This window comes from Mesorhizobium sp. WSM4884 (assembly GCF_029625675.1).
Taxonomy (GTDB): domain Bacteria; phylum Pseudomonadota; class Alphaproteobacteria; order Rhizobiales; family Rhizobiaceae; genus Mesorhizobium.
In genome coordinates, this window is sequence record NZ_JARTVO010000004.1 from 264774 (window position 1) to 283084 (window position 18311).

Consider the following 18311-nt stretch of genomic DNA (forward strand, 5'->3'; position numbering starts at 1 on the left):
TACCACCGAAATTGTCTCTGGAAAAGTGTTGTCGCCATTGGAGTTTCAGCCCGGCTTCCTATATAAGCGGTGAGTGATTCCCGACAGGATTGTGACCTGATTTGACCGACCAGAAGACACCGCGCGGGCCGGAGGGCGGCCCCACTGGCATCGAGCCGATTTCGATCATCGAGGAGATGCAGCGCTCCTACCTCGATTATGCCATGAGCGTGATCGTCAGCCGCGCGCTGCCCGACGTGCGCGACGGCCTGAAGCCCGTCCACCGCCGCATCCTCTACGCCTCTCATGAAAGCGGCTACCACTGGAACCGCAAATATGTGAAGTCGGCGCGCCCGGTCGCCGACGTGATGGGTAAATATCATCCGCATGGCGACGCTTCGATCTACGACGCGCTGGTGCGCATGGCGCAGGACTGGTCGCTGCGCGTGCCGCTGATCGACGGTCAGGGCAATTTCGGCTCGATCGACGGCGATCCGCCGGCGGCGATGCGCTACACCGAGTCGAGGCTGACCAAGGTCGCGCATGAGCTGCTGGAGGACATCGACAAGGAAACGGTCGATTTTCAGGACACTTACGACGCGTCCGCCACCGAGCCGCGCGTGCTGCCGGCCCGCTTCCCGAACCTTCTCGTCAACGGCTCGGGCGGCATCGCCGTCGGCATGGCCACCAACATCCCGCCGCACAATCTGGCCGAAGTCTGCAACGGCGCCATCGCCATCATCGACAATCCGGCCATCGACCTGCCGTCGCTGATGGAGATCGTGCCCGGTCCGGATTTCCCGACCGGCGGCATCGTGCTGGGCCGTTCCGGCATCTACAACGCCTATTCGACGGGCCGCGGCTCGATCGTCATGCGTGGCCGCGTCAATATCGAGGCGCGCGGCAACGACCGTGAATCGATCGTCGTCACCGAGATCCCCTACCAGGTGAACAAGGCGGCGATGATCGAGAAGATGGCCGAGCTGGTGCGCGAGAAGCGCATCGAGGGCATCTCCGACATTCGCGACGAGAGCGACCGCCAGGGCTACCGCGTCGTCATCGAGCTGAAGCGCGAGGCCGTCGCCGACGTCATCCTCAACCAACTCTACCGCTTCACGCCGCTGCAGACCTCGTTCGGCGCCAATATGGTGGCGCTGAACGGCGGCAAGCCGGAAGTGCTGACGCTGATCGACATGCTGAAAGCATTTGTCGGCTTCCGCGAGGAAGTGATCAGCCGGCGCACGAAGTATCTTTTGCGGAAGGCTCGTGAGAGAGCTCATGTGCTGGTCGGTCTTGCGATCGCGGTCGCCAACATCGACGAGGTGATCAAGCTGATCCGCACCGCGCCCGATCCGCAGACGGCGCGCGAGCAGTTGATGGAGCGGCGCTGGCCGTCCCACGACGTCGCTCCGCTGATCCAGCTGATCGACGATCCGCGCCACCGCATCAACGAGGACGGAACCTACAATCTCTCCGAGGAACAGGCGCGCGCCATTCTCGATCTGCGCCTGCAGCGCCTGACCGCGCTCGGCCGCGACGAGATCGCCGACGAGCTGAACAAGATCGGCGCCGAGATCGTTGATTACCTTGACATTTTGTCGTCCCGCGCGCGCATCCAGCAGATCGTCAAGGACGAGCTGATCGCAGTCCGCGACGAGTTCGGCACGCCGCGCCGCACCGAGCTCGCCGAGGGCGGTGCGGACATGGAAGACGAGGACCTGATCCAACGCGAGGATATGGTCGTCACCGTCAGCCATTCCGGCTACATCAAGCGCGTGCCGCTGTCGCTCTACCGGGCGCAGCGCCGCGGCGGCAAGGGCCGCTCCGGCATGTCGACCAAGGAAGAGGATTTCGTCACCCGGCTGTTCGTCGCCAACACGCACACGCCGGTGCTGTTCTTCTCCTCGCGCGGCATCGTCTACAAGGAAAAGGTCTGGCGGCTGCCGGTCGGCAACCCGCAATCGCGCGGCAAGGCGCTGATCAACATGCTGCCGCTCGAGCAGGGCGAGCGCATCACCACCATCATGCCATTGCCCGAGGACGAGACGAGCTGGGGCGAGCTCGACGTGATGTTCGCCACCACGCGAGGCACGGTGCGCCGCAACAAGCTGTCTGACTTCGTCCAGGTCAACCGCAACGGCAAGATCGCCATGAAGCTGGAGGAAGAGGGCGACGAGATACTCGGCGTCGAGACCTGCACCGACAATGACGACGTGCTTCTGACTGCCAATTCCGGCCAGTGCATCCGCTTCCCGGTCGGCGACGTGCGCGTTTTCCAGAGCCGCAACTCCGTCGGCGTGCGCGGCATCGCCATGGCCGAGACCGATCGCGTCATCTCGATGTCCGTGATCGAACATGTCGATGCTTCACCGGCAGAGCGTGCGGCCTATCTCAAGCGTGCGGCGTCCGAACGCCGGCTGGCCGCCGGCGGTGCTGCCGAGGAGGAAGAGATCGCGCTCACCAATGAGGAGATCGGCGAGGAAGCCGAGCTTTCCGACGAGCGCTACGAATTCCTCAAGGTGCATGAGCAGCTTGTGCTGACGGTGACCGAATACGGCTACGGCAAGCGTTCGTCCTCCTACGATTTCCGCCTGACGGGCCGCGGCGGCAAAGGCATTCGCGCCACGGATGTGTCGAAAGTGGCCGAGATCGGGCGCCTTGTCGCGACTTTCCCGGTCGGCAACGACGATCAGATCATGCTGGTTTCGGACGGCGGCACGGTCATCCGCGTGCCGGTCAACGGCATACGCTTCGCCAGCCGCGCCACCAAGGGCGTGACCATCTTCAACACGGCCGAAGGCGAGAAGGTGGTGTCGGTTGAGCGGATTTCGGAGCCGCAGTCGGACGAGGAAGCCGAAGAGACGCCTTCGAGTGAGGCTGGCACCGCACAGGATGCGGGCGAGAGCAATCCAGAATAGGCTTTGGCTACGCGCCACCGGCCCTTGGGCCGGTGCGATCATGGCTGGAAATCAGTGGCGACGGTAGACATTGCGGGCAACGAAGCCATCGAACCGCTTGGTGTTGGCCTTGACGCGCACTCGCGCCGCTTCCTGATGCAGCCCGAAGGCGGTTGCGATCAGCATCACGATGGTCATTGCAGTGGCAAGCATGTAGATCAGCATTTGCGTGTTCTCCTGCGCTCACAACGATAAAGATGGTGCTTTGGTTTCATCTCCTGAAGCGGCAACCTAGTGAACGCTGCGTGAAGCGTTCGTGATTGTCGTATTCATCTGTCGTTCATGTCCGTGAAAAGGTTCACGGCTAGCCGCATCAATGGGATTTGCCTTTGCTCGAGAGGCTCGCTAAAGCGTTTGCGCAATTCCGGACGGAAAACCGCTCACACTTTTCCTGGAATTGCTCTAGAAGCCTGCCATGACTGAACGCACCGCCCTTTACGCCGGCTCCTTCGACCCGCTGACCAACGGCCATCTCGACGTCCTGAAGGCGTCGCTCGCCGTGGCCGACACCGTCTACGCGGCGATCGGCATCCACCCGGGCAAGACGCCGCTGTTTTCCTTCGAGGAACGCGTGAAGCTGATCGAGGCCGCGACGAAGGCGGAGTTCGGCCGCGACAGCGCCCGCATCAAGGTCGTTGCCTTCGACGGTCTGGTCATCGACGCCGCCAGGAAGCATGGCGCCTCGATCATTATCCGCGGCCTGCGCGACGGCACCGATCTCGACTACGAGATGCAGATGGCCGGCATGAACGAGACCATGGCGCCGGAGTTGCAGACCGTTTTCCTGCCGGCCAGCCCGTCGGTGCGCACCATTACCGCCACACTTGTCCGCCAGATTGCGTCGATGGGCGGCGACATCCGCCCATTCGTGCCGGCTGCCGTCGCAGGCGCGCTCACTGCCAAGTTCGCGAAGTAACCCTCCCGGAGATCCCCATGCAGCTGAAAAAGCTCGCTTCGTTCCTTGTCGTGCTTGCCGGCGTTTTGGCGGCATCCCCGCCTGCCTTTGCCGCCGACAAGGAAAACACCATGATCGTCACGCTGAAGGACGGCGACGTGACCATCGCGCTGCGTCCTGATCTCGCGCCCAAGCATGTCGCGCAGATCAAGAAGCTGGTGCGCGAGGGCGCCTATGACTATGTCGCCTTCCACCGCGTCATCGACGGCTTCATGGCGCAGACCGGCGATGTCAAGTTCGGCAACATGAAGAAGGGTTTCAATCCCGAAGCCGTCGGCACCGGCGGTTCCGACCTTCCCGACCTGCCTGCCGAGTTCTCGCAGGCCGAGAAATTCACCCGCGGCGTGGTCGGCATGGCCCGCTCGCAGGACCCGAATTCGGCCAATTCCCAGTTCTTCATCATGTTCGCGCCGGCGCCGAACCTCGACGGCCAGTACACCATCGTCGGCAAGGTCGAGAGCGGCATGGAACTGGTGGACAAGATCAAGAAGGGCGACGAGGCCGACAACGGGACCGTCACCGACCCCGATCGCATGATCAAGGTTCGCATCGCCGCCGACAACAAGTAACCCACTCAATTTTCAAAGGATTTTCTGACATGGCTGAGATCAAGGACCGCGAGAACGCGCTCATCATGGAAACGACCAAAGGCCAGGTCGTCATCGAGATGTATCCGGACCTTGCGCCCGGCCACGTCGCCCGCATCAAGGAGCTGTCGCGTGAAGGCGCCTATGACGGGGTGGTCTTTCACCGCGTCATCGACGGCTTCATGGCGCAGACCGGCGACGTCAAGTTCGGCAATTCGAGCAAACCCTCTTTCGCTCCGTCCCGCGCCGGCATGGGCGGTTCCGACAAGCCGGACCTCAAGGCCGAATTCTCCAACGCCAACCACGGCCGCGGCACCTGCTCGATGGCTCGCGCGCAGAACCCGAACTCGGCCAACTCGCAGTTCTTCATCTGCTTCGACGACGCTTCCTTCCTCAACCGCCAGTACACGGTCTGGGGCCAGGTCATCGAAGGCATGGAGAATGTCGACAAGATCAAGCGCGGCGAGCCGGTGCAGGATCCCGACAAGATCGTGTCGCTGAAGGTCGCGGCGGACGTCAAGTAAGGCAGGCGTGACGACAATGGGCGCTGTCTGGTCCCTGCTTGGCATCCTGTCCGGCGCCTTCATCGCCATTCAGGCGCCGATCAACTCGCAATTGGCGCGCGGCCTCGGTCTTCCGGTCGCGGCCGCCGCCTTTTCCTTCCTGTCGGGTGCTGTGGTGCTCGGCATCATCGCGGTCGCCGTGGTCAAGCTGCAGGGCATCTCGCTCGACTGGAAGGCGCCGGCGCCGTGGCTGTTCATCGCCGGCGGCGTGCTCGGCGGCTTCTATGTCACGCTTTCCACGATCCTGACCCCACGCATCGGCGCGGCCGCGCTGATGGCATTCCTGGTCGCCGGCCAGCTGATTGCCGGCATGCTCGTCGATCGCGTCGGCTTTCTCGGCGTCGCGGTGCGCGAGATTTCGCTTGGCCGCGTCGCCGGGGCCGTGCTGCTGCTGGCCGGAGCGCTGCTCATCCGGCTGTTCTGATGCGCGTCGACCTGTTCGACTTCGATCTGCCGGAGGAGCGCATCGCGCTGCGCCCGGCTGAGCCGCGCGACAGCTCCAAGATGTTGGTCGTCAGGCCCGGCGAAGGCTTGGAAGACCGCATCGTGCGCGATCTGCCGGCGTTGCTCCGCAGGGGCGACGTGCTGGTGTTCAACGACACCAAGGTCATCCCGGCGCAGCTCAAAGGCATCCGCAAGCGCGGCGAGGCGATGGCGCAGGTCGAGGCGACGCTGCATATGCGCGTGGCGCCCGACCGCTGGCAGGCCTTCATGCGGCCCGGCAAGCGCATCGCTGCCGGCGACCGCATCCATTTCGGCCATGACCAGAATTCCTGCTTCCTCGGCCAGCTCGACGCGACGGTGATCGAGAAGGGCGAGGCGGGCGAGGCGCTGCTCGGCTTCGATCTCTCCGGCCCGTTCCTCGACGAGGCGATGCACGCCGTCGGCCACATTCCGCTGCCGCCCTACATCGCCTCGAAACGCGACGACGACGAGCGCGACCGCAGCGACTACCAGACCATCTATGCCAGGGAAGAGGGCGCCGTCGCCGCACCCACCGCGGGACTGCATTTCACGCCGGAATTGTTTGCGGCACTCGATGCCAAGGGCGTCGAGCGCTGCTTCGTCACGCTGCATGTCGGCGCCGGCACCTTCCTGCCGGTGAAAGCCGACGACACCGCCGATCACAGGATGCATGCCGAAACCGGCTTGGTGAGCGCCGACACGGCGGATGCGCTCAATGCGGCAAGGGCGCGGGGAGGGCGGGTCATCGCCGTCGGCACGACATCGCTGCGCCTCCTGGAAAGTGCTGCGCGCGAAGACGGCAGGATCGAGCCTTGGTCCGGACCGACCGATATCTTCATCACCCCAGGCCACCGCTTCCGGACCGCCGACATGCTGATGACCAATTTCCACCTGCCGCGCTCGACGCTGTTCATGCTGGTCTCGGCCTTCAGCGGGCTGGAGACGATGCGTTCGGCCTATGCGCATGCCATCGAGACCCGTTACAGGTTCTATTCCTACGGCGACTCCAGCCTGCTTTTCCGAGCGAAGACAAGCGATGGACAGTGATCTCGAGACAATGGGGCGCGACGCGCTGATCGCGGAGGTCAAGAAGCTGCGGGCCGGCATTCGCGCGCATCGCGATGCGACCGGCCATGATCTGTGCTGGTATCATCCCGACCTCTGGAACCTTTTGCCGGAGAAGACCGAGCCAGCGATCGCCGTGCCGCCCTGGCCGAAATTCATCGCGGTTGCATCCGCTACCGGCAGTCGCTCGACAAGCAGGCACCTGGCGCGCCGGCACACGACAAGGAATTCGATGGCTGAGACTTTTTCGTTCAAGCTTACCGCCACCGACGGCAAGGCGCGGCGCGGCGTGATCAGCATGCCGCGCGGCGAGATCCGCACGCCGGCCTTCATGCCGGTCGGCACCGGCGGCACGGTCAAGGCCATGTATATGGACCAGGTGCGCGACGTCGGCGCCGACATCATCCTCGGCAACACTTATCATTTGATGCTCAGACCAGGCGCCGAACGCGTCGCGAAGCTCGGCGGCCTGCATGAGTTCGCGCGCTGGCCGCACCCGATCCTGACCGACAGCGGCGGCTTCCAGGTCATGTCGCTGTCGAAGCTGAGGAAACTCAGCGAAAAGGGCGTCAGCTTCCGCTCGCATATCGACGGCGCTCCCTACGAGATGTCGCCGGAGCGGTCGATCGAGATCCAGGGGCTGCTCGATTCCGACATCCAGATGCAGCTCGACGAATGCACCGCGCTGCCCGCCAAGCCGGCGGAAATCGAGCGCGCGATGGAGCTCTCGCTGCGCTGGGCCGAACGCTGCAAGACGGCGTTCGGCAACCAGCCGGGCAAGGCGATGTTCGGCATCGTGCAGGGCGGCGACAGCGCAGTGATGCGCGTGCGCTCGGCGCAGGCGCTGAAGGCGATGGACCTCAAGGGCTATGCCGTCGGCGGGCTGGCGGTCGGCGAACCGCAGGCCGTGATGCTGGAGATGCTCGACATCACCTGCCCGGAACTGCCGGCCGACAGGCCGCGCTACCTGATGGGCGTCGGCACGCCTGACGACATCTTGAAATCGGTGGCGCGGGGCATCGACATGTTCGATTGCGTGATGCCGACGCGCGCCGGCCGCCATGGCCTGGCCTACACGCGTCGCGGTAAGATCAACCTGCGCAACGCCCGTCATGTCGACGATCCACGTCCGCTGGACGAGGAAAGCGACTGCCCGGCCGCGCGCGACTACTCACGCGCCTATCTGCATCACCTCGTGCGTTCGCAGGAGTCTCTGGGGGCAATGCTGCTCACCTGGAACAACCTGTCCTACTATCAGAAGCTGATGCAGGACATCCGCGCCGCGATCGAGGCGCAAGCCTTCGAGACGCGAGCCGCCGAGATTGCGGAGGGCTGGGCGAGGGGCGATGTTCCGGCAATGTGAGGGCTCAGGTGCTGACCGAAGTCGAGGCGCGCAGGCTGCAGCCGATGATTTTGAAGCTGCCGTCCGGCTCCTGTTCCAGCGTGTAGACCGCTTCGTAGTCCTTGCCGTCGGGGCCGACGATCAGCACCTGCTGGATGATCGAGCTCGGTCCGGTCTGCTCGACCTTGCCGAAGGAATAGCTTTGCGGCCTGCGCACCGGCGCATAGCCGTTGGTCACCATGTTCATGAAGGTGTCAATGGTCGGAAAGATGAGCTTCACGTTGGGCGCCGCGAAGCTGTAGGCGGTTGCGCCGTCATCGGCGAGGAAAGCCTTGAGTTGGCTGTCGATGACCGTTTGCGCCGCCTTGATCTCGGCATCGCCGGCGAAGGCTATGGAAGTCAGAAGCATCGGAACGAGAGCGAGTGCGAACAAAGCGCCGCGCATGGCCTGCCTCCCGGAATTCACTTGCAAAGCGCAGTCTAACATACGCTGGGCGGCGTGCCGCGGTTTCATCGTGTTCGGAATATTCTTACCCACGTCGCCGTCTAAGCCGGCGCTTCTCATTCAAAGACATGCTGGCGCTGGTCAATGGCAGCGGCCGATCGGGCATGCCAATCGCCGGATTGCGGCAAGCGGTCGCCGAGACCTGCGCCGCCTGATGCTTGAAAGCAGGGCGGCAGTCTGCCACAAGGGCCGCTTATTCGCGTAGAAGCTCACAGGATCGGCAATGAAGGCATTTTTCGTGCAGATAAAGTGCGATCTGGGCAAAGCCTACGAGGTCGCCAGCGCGCTCGCCGACGCCGAGATCGCCTCCGAAATTTATTCGACCGCCGGCAACTACGACCTGCTCGCCAAGTTCTATGTCGACGATGAAGAGGATATCGGCCACTTCGTCAATGAACGGGTGCAGATCCTGCCTGGAATCAAAGACACCTTCACCATCGTTACCTTCCGGGCATTCTGACTTGGCATTGATGCCTGGTCACCGGGCAGGGCCTGACCCAGCATCGCTCCCGCTGCCCTAATCTTAGGCAATTTGCATAGAGCGGCCGCCGCCGCCTCTCAAATCACCGATTGCGCTTGATTTTCCCCGGCGAGGCCAGTGAAATGGCTTCAGAGGGGAGTACGCGATTGGCAGCGTTCGACGAAATGCTTCCGGAAGCCTCGGGATTGAGAAGACCATATCAGGCTTACGATCGCTGGCTGAAGGAACAGGATCCGGCCAGGCTTACCGAGAAAATGCAGGACGCCGAGCGCGTCTTCCGCAAGACCGGCATCACCTTTGCCGTCTATGGCGAGCAGGAAGCCTCCGAGCGGCTGATCCCCTTCGATATCGTCCCGCGCATCATCTCCGGCCAGGAATGGCGCCGGCTGACGCAAGGCATCGAGCAGCGCGTGCAGGCGCTGAACGCTTTTCTCGACGATATCTATCACCGCCAGGAAATCCTGCGCGCCGGGCGCATTCCCAAGGAGCTGGTGGCGAAGAACGAAGCGTTCCTGCCAGAGATGATCGGGGTGAGGCCGCCGGCCGGCGTCTACACCCACATCATCGGCGTCGACATCGTCCGCATCAGCGAGAACGAATTCTACGTGCTCGAAGACAATGCCCGCACGCCGTCGGGCGTCTCCTACATGCTGGAGAACCGCGAGACGATGATGCAGCTCTTTCCCGAGCTGTTCCAGCAGGTCAAAGTGCGGCCGGTCGAGAACTATCCGCAGCTGCTGCGCCAGTCGCTGGCAGCGGTAAGGCCGCAGAGCGCCAAGGGCGCGCCGACCATCGCGGTGCTGACGCCGGGCAGCTACAACTCAGCCTATTTCGAGCACGCTTTCCTCGCCGATCAGATGGGCGTGCAACTTGTCGAAGGACAGGACCTGCGCGTGGTCGACGGCCATGTCACGATGCGCACCACCGAAGGCTACAAGCAGATCGACGTGCTTTACCGGCGCGTCGACGACGCCTTCCTCGATCCGCTGACCTTCCGGCCGGACTCCGCCCTTGGCGTGCCGGGCATCATGGACGTCTATCGAGCCGGCAACATCACGATTGCGAATGCGCCGGGAACCGGTATCGCCGACGACAAGGCGATCTATTCCTATATGCCCGAGATCGTCGAGTTCTACACCGGCCGCAAGGCGATCCTTGGCAACATCCCGACCTGGCGCTGCTCGGAGCCGGACAGCCTGAGATATGTGCTGGAGCACATTGGCGAGCTCGTGATCAAGGAAGTGCACGGCTCCGGCGGCTACGGCATGCTGGTCGGTCCGGCGGCGACCAAGAAGGAATGCGAGGCGTTCGCCAAGAAGCTGCAGGCCAAGCCCGGCAATTATATCGCCCAGCCGACGCTGGCGCTGTCGACCTGCCCGATCCTCACCGAGAAGGGCCTGTCGCCGCGCCATGTCGACCTTCGCCCTTATGTACTCGTCTCGGACCGCATCCAGCTCGTGCCTGGCGGACTGACCAGGGTGGCGCTCAAGGAGGGCTCGCTGGTGGTCAACTCCTCGCAGGGCGGTGGGACTAAGGATACGTGGGTGCTCGATGATTAGAGCAGTGAATGGTGAATGGTAAAATGGTGAATGGTCAGACGCCTGACTGCAAGGGGGTAGCGATGATGAGGCACTACACGGGTCAACCTACCATTCACCATTCACTATTCACCATTCACTAGGCTGCGCCACATGCTTCTCGGCCGCACCGCCAACGGTCTCTACTGGATGAACCGCTATATCGAGCGGGCCGAAAACATGGCGCGCCTGGTCGATGCCGGCCTGCGCATGGCGCTGACGCGTACCCAGAACGCATCGGAGGAATGGAACTCGGTGCTGCTGAGCGCCGGCTCGGACTACGCCTTCAGCCAGAAATACCAGGATTACACGGCCGCCAACGTCTCCGACTTCCTGCTGCGCGACACGTCGAATCCGTCGAGCACGATGTCCTCGATCGAGACGGCGCGCAACAATGCGCGCATGGTGCGCACCGCGCTAACCCGCGAGACATGGGAAAGCATCAACGAGGCCTGGATGTCGCTGAAGCGCATGCTGGCAAGGCCGATCGACGAGCGCGACCTGCCGACCGTGCTCGACGCCATCAAGCGCGAGACGGCGCTGATCCGCGGCTCGTTCTACGGCACCATGCTGCGCAACGAGATCTTCGACTTCTCGCAGCTCGGCACCTATGTCGAGCGCGCCGACAACACGGCTCGCATCCTCGACGTCAAATACTACGTGCTCTTGCCGTCGATCTCCTGGGTGGGTTCGACGCTCGACAATTATCAATGGGAATCGATCCTGCGCTCGGTGTCGGCGCACCGCTCCTATCGCTGGGTCTACGACGCCGACTACAAGCCGACCAACATCGCCGACTATCTGATCCTCAACGTGCGCATGCCGCGCTCGCTCACCTTCTGCTATCGCTTCCTCGGCGAGCATCTGAGATTCCTCGCCGACGACTATGGCGAGCGCCATGCCTGCCACGCCACGGCCGAGAAGATCCAGGCGATGCTGAAGAAAGGGTCGATCAAGGATATTTTCGACCATGGCCTGCACGAGTTCCTGGCCGAATTCATTCGCGACAATACCAGGCTGGGCGACGAGATTGCCCAGGACTACCGGTTCTATTGAGCGCTGGGAGGGCAGGCGCGATGCGGCTCAAGATCTCCCACCGGACCGAGTATCGCTACGACGCGCCGGTGCAATATCTTCTGCAGCGGCTGCGCCTGCTGCCGCTTAGCGGGCCGACGCAGACGGTTGCATCCTGGGCGATCAATATCGACGGCGCGCGCGAGGAAGTGCGTTTCACTGACCATTTCGGCAATGACACGCGGCTGGTGAGCGCCGAGGGCGGCCACAACGTTATCACGGTCGAGGCCGCGGGCGAGGTGACGACGCGCGACACGGCCGGCGTATCCGGTGCGCACCATGGTTTCGCACCGCTCTGGCTGTTCGCCCAGGAAACGCAGCTCACCACCGCCGGTGACGGCATCCGCCAACTGGCCGCATCGGTCGGCGAGGGGACAGACATCGACCGGCTGCACAGGCTGATGGGCACGATCCGCGAGCGCGTCGCCTACAAGCCCGGCACGACCAGCGCCGTGACGCCGGCGGAGGAAGCGGTGGCGCTGAAGGCCGGCGTCTGCCAGGACCACAGCCACATCTTCACCGCGGCGGCGCGTGTCATGGGCTTTCCCGCGCGCTACGTCAGCGGCTATCTGATGATGGACGCTTCTGTCGAGCAGGCGGCGAGCCATGCCTGGGCGGAGGCGCATGTGCCGGGCTTGGGGTGGGTTGCCTTTGACCCCGCCAACGGTATCTCTCCCGACGAACGTTATGTGAGAGTGGCGACAGGACGCGACTACCGCGATGCCTCGCCCGTGTCCGGGATATTGCTGGGGCAGGCGGAGGAGAAGCTTGCCGTCACCGTCACGGTAGAGCAGTAATCACCGTTAGAAATTGCTCTAAGATTCACCAGAAGAGCGACCATGACCTATTGCGTCGGCCTCAAGATCGATCGCGGGCTCGTGTTCATGTCGGACACGCGCACCAATGCCGGCATGGATTCGATCTCGACCTTCAAGAAGATGCATGTCTGGGAGGAGCCGGGCGAGCGCGTCATCGTTCTGACGTCGGCCGGCAACCTCGCCACGACCCAGGCGGTGGTCAGCCTGCTTGACGAGCGCAACAAGGCGGTCGGCGACCGCCACGAGAAGCTGCTCGAAACGCCGTCCATGTACCAGACCGTGCGGCTGGTCGGCGAAACTGTGAAGGAGGTGATCGCGCAATCGTCGCCAACCGGCGACCAGGCCGATTCCTATTTCAACGCCTCCTTCATCCTCGGCGGGCAGATCAAGGGCAGCCCGCCACGGCTCTTCATGATCTATCCCGAGGGCAATTTCATCGAGTCGACCGACGACACGCCGTTCTTCCAGATCGGCGAGACGAAATACGGCAAGCCGATCATCATCCGCGCTTACGACAGCGCGATGAGCCTGGCCGCGACGGTGAAGCTGCTTCTGGTTTCCTTCGACTCGACGCTGAAGTCGAACCTGTCTGTCGGCTTGCCCCTCGATCTGCTCTTCCTGGAGAAGGACGCGCTCAAGGTCGGTCTCAAGCAGCGGTTCGGTCAGGACGACCAGTATTATCGCGCCATTTCCGAAGGCTGGTCGAACGCACTTAAGACGGCTTTCGCCAGCTTGCCGGACTTTCCGGGGTAGGTGCCTTTTTCCGTTCCGACGGCGGTTGGTCGATTATATTTAACATGTTGATCAATTGCTGATGGGCCGGCGCTATAGCCGGCTATGACTGGTCGATCCGGCGAGGGTTGTATGAACAACGATGAATTCAAGGCATGGTCGAGACGCGCGGCCGACTGGGGCGCGGATTACCGCGCGAGTCTGCGCGAGCGGCCGGTGCGGCCTGCGATAGGTGCGGGCGAGATCTTCAGGAGTATCGAGGCGTCGCCGCCTGAAACGGCAGAGCCGATGGAAAAGATCTTCGCCGATTTCGAAGCGAAGATCGTGCCTGGCATGACGCATTGGCAGCATCCGCGCTTCTTCGCCTATTTTCCGGCCAACGCGGCGCCGGTTTCGGTCGTGGCGGAATATCTGGTCTCGGCGATGGCGGCGCAGTGCATGCTGTGGCAGACCTCGCCGGCTGCTACCGAGCTTGAGATGCGCATCGTCGACTGGATGCGCCAGGCGCTCGGGCTGCCCGAAGGGTTCTCCGGCGTCATCCAGGATTCCGCCTCGTCGGCGACGCTTGCCGCGGTGCTTACGATGCGCGAGCGGGCGCTGGACTGGCAGGGCAACAAAAAAGGGCTCGCCGGACAGGCGAAGCTGCGCGTCTATTCTTCCGATCAGGTCCACACGTCGATCGACCGCGCGATCTGGGTTTCGGGCATCGGCGAGGAGAACCTCGTTCGCATCCCGGTAGCCGGCCGTTTCCGCGCGATGGACGCGGCGGCGCTGGAGGCAGCGATCATTGCCGATCGCGAGGCTGGCCTGCTACCCGCCGGCATCATCGCATGTGTCGGCGGCACCAGCACCGGCGGCACCGACGACATCGCCGCCGTTGCCGCTGTCGCGAAGCGGCATGGGCTTTACCTTCATGTCGACGCAGCGTGGGCAGGATCGGCCATGATCTGCCCGGAATATCGACATTTCTGGGCTGGCGTCGAGGGCGCCGATTCGATTGTCTTCAATCCGCATAAATGGCTGGGCGCGCAGTTCGACTGCTCGATCCAGTTTGTCCGCCAACCGGAAGACCTCGTGCGCACGCTGGCGATCAAGCCGGACTATCTCAAGACCCGCGGCCATGACGGCATCATCAACTATTCGGAATGGTCGGTACCGCTCGGCCGCCGTTTCCGGGCGCTGAAGCTCTGGTTCCTGCTGCGCGCCCATGGGCTGGAAGGCCTGCGCAGGATGATCCGCAATCACGTCGCCTGGAGCGAAGGCCTCGCCGGGCGACTTGCCATGGAGGATGACTTCGAGCTCGTCACCGAGCCGATGCTGTCGCTGTTTTCCTTCCGGCATCGCGCCCCGGCGGACGCCGATCCGGACGAGCACAATCTGCGACTTGTCGATGCCATCAACACGGACGGCCGCATCTATCTGACGCAGACCCGCGTGGACGGACGCGTGGCGATCCGCTTCCAGGCGGGGCAGTTCGAGACCACGGCTGCCGATATTGACGCGGCCTTCGATGTGGTCACCGAGGTCGCGCGTCGTCTTGTCTGAGGCGGCAAATGGGTTGCGATCCGGTTTGCCTTTGCGATCAAGTGAATTTCGTTAGCCGGCTTATACCTTTTCACAGCTTTCGTTTTCCGATATAGACCAGAAAAACGAAAACGGAGGATGCCGGATGTTTCTTTCGCCACGCCATGCCGAAATCATACAGATGGCGAAGGACCACGGCCGGGTTCTGGTCGAAGACCTTGCCACACATTTCAACGTGACGCCGCAGACCATCCGCAAGGACCTCAACGACCTCTGCGACCAGCGTTTGCTGACACGCGTCCATGGCGGCGCGTTGTTTCCGTCCGGCATCGAGAACATGGAATATGAGGCGCGGCGCAAGATTGCGGCCGAGGAGAAGGAGGCGATCGGTCGCGCCGCAGCCAGGCTGATCCCCGACAACGCCTCGTTGTTCATCAATATCGGCACTACCACTGAAGCCGTCAGCAAGGCGCTGCTCGACCACAACGGGCTTATGGTCATCACCAATAATATCAATGTTGCCAATAGGATGCGCATCTACCCTTCGATCGAGGTGGTGATCGCCGGCGGTGTGGTGCGCGGCTCGGACGGCGGCGTCGTCGGTGAGGCCGCCGTCGATTTCATTCGTCAGTTTAAAGTGGATTACGCCGTCATCGGCGCCTCGGCCATCGACCACGACGGCGCGTTGCTCGACTTCGATTTTCGCGAGGTGAAAGTGGCGCAAGCGATCATCGCCAATGCGCGTCACGTGATTCTCGTCTCCGACCAGACCAAATTCGAGCGCACGGCGCCGGTTCGCATCGGCCATCTGTCGCAGGTCAACACCTTCATCACCGACCGGTGCGATATCCCTTCGGTGCGCAGGATCTGCGAGGAGACGGAGGTTCGTTTGATCGAGACGGCGCTCGGATAATGCCGCTTCTCGGGCGTCTCACACATCTGTGATATTTCGTTTGACATTCGTATCGAGTTCGAAATAATTCCGTCACGGTTTCGCGAAACACAAAAATGGTGCAATGCGAAATCGCGGAGGAAACCTGTGAGCGCATCCCCGATCCATGACATTTTCGTCATAGGTGGCGGCATCAACGGCTGCGGCATCGCCCGTGACGCCGTCGGCCGTGGATTTTCGGTTTTTCTGGCCGAGATGAACGATCTGGCCAGCGGGACGTCCTCCGGCTCGACCAAGCTGATCCATGGCGGCCTGCGCTATCTCGAATTCTATGAATTCCGCCTGGTGCGTGAAGCGCTGATGGAGCGCGAGGTTCTCTGGAAGAACGCGCCGCACATCATCTGGCCGATGCGCTTCGTGCTGCCTTATGCCAAGGGCTTACGCCCGGCCTGGCTCATCCGGCTCGGCCTGTTCCTCTACGACCATATCGGCGGGCGCAAGCTGCTGCCGGCGACGAAAACGCTGGACATGGCCAGCGACCCGGCCGGCAAACCACTTAAGCCGCTCTTCCGCAAGGCGTTCGAATATTCGGACGGCTGGGTCAACGATGCCCGCCTGGTGGCGCTCAATGCCCGCGACGCGGCCGACCGCGGCGCCATCATCCGCACCCGCACCAAAGTGGTCAGCGCGCGCCGCGACGGCGCGCTGTGGACGATCAAGATCCAGAACGTGCTGACCGGCGAGACCGAGGAAGTCCGGGCCCGCCTTCTCGTCAATGCCGCAGGACCCTGGGTCGACCAGGTGCTGGCAAAGGCGGTCGGGCAGAACGACGTGCACAATGTTCGCCTGGTGCAGGGCAGCCACATCGTTATCAAGAAGAAGTTCGACGATCCGCGCGCCTACTTCTTCCAGAACAAGGACGGGCGCATCATCTTCGCCATTCCCTACGAGGAAGAGTTCACGCTGATCGGCACTACCGACCGCGACTATCCCGGTGATCCGCATGACGTGAAGATCAGCGACGCCGAGATCGACTATCTCTGCGCCGCGGCAAGCGAATATTTCGCGCAACCTGTCAAGCGCTCGGATATTGTCTGGACCTATTCTGCCGTGCGTCCTCTCTATGACGACGGCGCCTCGAAAGCGCAGGAAGCGACGCGCGACTATGTGCTGAAGGCCGAGGGCGGGGAGGGTGCCGCCCCCTTGCTCAATTCATTCGGCGGCAAGATCACGACGTTCCGCCGGCTGGCTGAATCGATGCTGGAGAAGATCGAAGGTTTTCTCGGCAAGCGCGGCAAGCCATGGACCGCCAATGCGCCGCTGCCTGGCGGCGATTTCCCGGCGACCGGCTTCGACGCGCAGGTTGCCAGATTGAAGAACGCCTATCCGTTCCTCGACCAGCGGCTGGCGCGCAGGCTCACCCGACTATACGGCACGCGCGCCGAGAAGCTGCTCGGGCTGGCCAAATCGAATGCCGATCTCGGCCGCAATTTCGGCGCCGACGTTTACGAGGCCGAGCTGCGCTACCTCGTCGAGAACGAATGGGCCGTCACCGCCGAGGACGTGCTGTGGCGCAGGACCAAGCGAGGCCTGCATTTCAGCCGCGAGCAGACAGCGGCCCTGGAAGAATTCATGCGTGGACTGAGCCGACGCCACGTCGCGGCGGCCGAATGAAGACCGCCCAATAGCGCGCAAGGCCTGGGAGGAGGCGTGATGCTGGAATTGAGGAACGTGACGAAGACGGTCGGTGCGCAGGAGCATATCCGCGACGTGTCGCTGACGCTTCAGCACGGCTCGCTGAACGTGCTGCTCGGGCCGACGCTTTCCGGCAAGACCAGCTTGATGCGGCTGATGGCCGGGCTCGACGCGCCGACCTCCGGCTCGGTCTGGTTCGACGGCAAGGACGTTACCGGTCAGCCGGTACAGAAGCGCAACGTCGCCATGGTCTACCAGCAGTTCATCAACTATCCGGCGATGACCGTCTACGAGAACATCGCCTCGCCGCTTCGGGTCGCCGGCGTCGAGCAAGCCAGGATCGACAGGGAGGTGCGCAACGCCGCCGCGCTCCTAAAGCTCACGCCCTATCTCGACCGCACGCCGCTTAGCCTGTCGGGTGGCCAGCAGCAGCGCACGGCGCTTGCCCGCGCCATTGTCAAGAACGCCAGCCTGGTGCTGCTGGACGAACCGCTCGCCAATCTCGACTATAAGCTGCGCGAGGAATTGCGGGCCGAGCTGCCGAAGATCTTTGCCGCCGCCGGCACCATCTTCGTTTACGCGACCACCGAGCCGCACGAGGCGCTTTTGCTCGGCGGCAACACGGCGACCCTTTCAGAGGGCCGCGTCACGCAATTCGGGCCGACCGTGGAAGTGTTCCGCAAGCCGGTCGACCTGGTGACGGCACGAACCTTCGCCGATCCGCCGCTCAACACCATCGTGCTTGCCAAGAAGGGATCCGATTTCCTGCTCGAAGGCGGCGTCAAGCTGCCGGTCCCGCCGGAATTGCTCGGCATTCCGGATGCCAGCTACACGATCGGCTTCCAGCCGCACCATTTGTCGCTCGATCGCCCCGGTGCCGGCGCCGTGCCGGTGCGGGCAAAGGTGACCATCACCGAGATCACCGGCTCGGAAAGCTTCGTGCATCTCGACTTCGCCGATGCGCGCTGGGTCATGCTTGCGCATGGCATTCTCGATTTCGAGACCGACGACGAGGTAGAGGTGTTCATCGATCCACGCCACATCATGGTGTTCGACCAGAACGGCCGCGCCGTGACTGCGTCGAAGCTGGCGGCCTGAGG

18 protein-coding genes and 1 pseudogene are annotated in these 18311 nt (G+C 63.0%); 17 read left to right on the forward strand and 2 right to left on the reverse strand.

The features are described from left to right. Positions 1-101: 101 nt before the first annotated feature. Complete coding sequence (gene gyrA, locus P9236_RS08670) at positions 102-2897, forward strand: DNA gyrase subunit A (RefSeq protein ID WP_278074189.1); 2796 nt, start codon at positions 102-104, stop codon at positions 2895-2897. Positions 2898-2948: 51 nt separating this feature from the next. Here gyrA and P9236_RS08675 read toward each other — a convergent pair whose 3' ends face one another. Continuing rightward, complete coding sequence (locus tag P9236_RS08675) at positions 2949-3101, reverse strand: hypothetical protein (RefSeq protein WP_278074190.1); 153 nt, start codon at positions 3099-3101, stop codon at positions 2949-2951. A gap of 250 nt (positions 3102-3351) precedes the next feature. On the opposite strand from P9236_RS08675, the gene coaD reads away from it, so the two are divergent. From coaD to tgt, 7 genes and pseudogenes are all read left to right on the forward strand, one after another. Continuing rightward, complete coding sequence (coaD, locus tag P9236_RS08680) at positions 3352-3852, forward strand: pantetheine-phosphate adenylyltransferase (RefSeq protein ID WP_278074191.1); 501 nt, start codon at positions 3352-3354, stop codon at positions 3850-3852. A 17-nt stretch (positions 3853-3869) separates the two neighbouring features. Further along, positions 3870-4460 (forward strand): peptidylprolyl isomerase, encoded by a 591-nt coding sequence (locus tag P9236_RS08685; RefSeq protein ID WP_278074192.1) that lies wholly within the window; start codon positions 3870-3872, stop codon positions 4458-4460. Positions 4461-4489: 29 nt separating this feature from the next. After that, complete coding sequence (locus P9236_RS08690) at positions 4490-5002, forward strand: peptidylprolyl isomerase (protein ID WP_278074193.1); 513 nt, start codon at positions 4490-4492, stop codon at positions 5000-5002. Between the two features lie 16 nt (positions 5003-5018). Then, positions 5019-5465 carry a DMT family transporter gene (locus tag P9236_RS08695; RefSeq protein ID WP_278074194.1) on the forward strand — a complete coding sequence of 149 codons (447 nt, stop codon included), beginning with the start codon at positions 5019-5021 and terminating at the stop codon, positions 5463-5465. Next, positions 5465-6553, forward strand: coding sequence for a tRNA preQ1(34) S-adenosylmethionine ribosyltransferase-isomerase QueA (gene queA, locus P9236_RS08700; protein ID WP_278074195.1), 1089 nt, complete (start codon positions 5465-5467; stop codon positions 6551-6553). Before P9236_RS08695 ends, queA begins: the two co-directional genes overlap by 1 nt. Then, a pseudogene (locus P9236_RS08705) lies at positions 6543-6811 on the forward strand (hypothetical protein). Before queA ends, P9236_RS08705 begins: the two are co-directional and overlap by 11 nt. Further along, positions 6804-7934 carry a tRNA guanosine(34) transglycosylase Tgt gene (tgt, locus tag P9236_RS08710; RefSeq protein WP_278074196.1) on the forward strand — a complete coding sequence of 377 codons (1131 nt, stop codon included), beginning with the start codon at positions 6804-6806 and terminating at the stop codon, positions 7932-7934. Before P9236_RS08705 ends, tgt begins: the two are co-directional and overlap by 8 nt. A gap of 4 nt (positions 7935-7938) precedes the next feature. On the opposite strand, the gene P9236_RS08715 is transcribed toward tgt, so the two are convergent. Next, the gene (locus P9236_RS08715; RefSeq protein ID WP_278074197.1) at positions 7939-8358 is read right to left on the reverse strand and encodes a DUF4864 domain-containing protein; all 420 of its coding nucleotides are present in this window, start codon (positions 8356-8358) and stop codon (positions 7939-7941) included. Between the two features lie 283 nt (positions 8359-8641). Between P9236_RS08715 and P9236_RS08720 the strand changes: the two genes are divergently transcribed. From P9236_RS08720 to P9236_RS08760, 9 genes are all read left to right on the forward strand, one after another. Next, positions 8642-8878, forward strand: coding sequence for an Lrp/AsnC ligand binding domain-containing protein (locus P9236_RS08720; protein WP_059185676.1), 237 nt, complete (start codon positions 8642-8644; stop codon positions 8876-8878). Between the two features lie 167 nt (positions 8879-9045). Further along, complete coding sequence (locus P9236_RS08725) at positions 9046-10458, forward strand: circularly permuted type 2 ATP-grasp protein (protein WP_278074198.1); 1413 nt, start codon at positions 9046-9048, stop codon at positions 10456-10458. Between the two features lie 132 nt (positions 10459-10590). Further along, positions 10591-11532: an alpha-E domain-containing protein gene (locus P9236_RS08730; protein ID WP_278074199.1), complete on the forward strand. Its 942-nt coding sequence runs from the start codon at positions 10591-10593 to the stop codon at positions 11530-11532. A 20-nt stretch (positions 11533-11552) separates the two neighbouring features. Further along, positions 11553-12347 (forward strand): transglutaminase family protein, encoded by a 795-nt coding sequence (locus P9236_RS08735; RefSeq protein ID WP_278074200.1) that lies wholly within the window; start codon positions 11553-11555, stop codon positions 12345-12347. 42 nt (positions 12348-12389) lie between these two features. After that, a complete protein-coding gene (locus P9236_RS08740) occupies positions 12390-13121 on the forward strand; it encodes a peptidase (RefSeq protein WP_278074201.1) in 732 nt (243 codons plus the stop codon). A 111-nt stretch (positions 13122-13232) separates the two neighbouring features. Next, the gene (locus tag P9236_RS08745) at positions 13233-14645 is read left to right on the forward strand and encodes a pyridoxal-dependent decarboxylase (RefSeq protein WP_278074202.1); all 1413 of its coding nucleotides are present in this window, start codon (positions 13233-13235) and stop codon (positions 14643-14645) included. Positions 14646-14769: 124 nt separating this feature from the next. Beyond that, a complete protein-coding gene (locus tag P9236_RS08750; protein ID WP_278074203.1) occupies positions 14770-15537 on the forward strand; it encodes a DeoR/GlpR family DNA-binding transcription regulator in 768 nt (255 codons plus the stop codon). A 126-nt stretch (positions 15538-15663) separates the two neighbouring features. Beyond that, positions 15664-17190 (forward strand): glycerol-3-phosphate dehydrogenase, encoded by a 1527-nt coding sequence (glpD, locus tag P9236_RS08755; RefSeq protein WP_278074204.1) that lies wholly within the window; start codon positions 15664-15666, stop codon positions 17188-17190. Positions 17191-17229: 39 nt separating this feature from the next. Continuing rightward, positions 17230-18309 carry an ABC transporter ATP-binding protein gene (locus tag P9236_RS08760; protein WP_278074205.1) on the forward strand — a complete coding sequence of 360 codons (1080 nt, stop codon included), beginning with the start codon at positions 17230-17232 and terminating at the stop codon, positions 18307-18309. Positions 18310-18311: the final 2 nt, after the last annotated feature.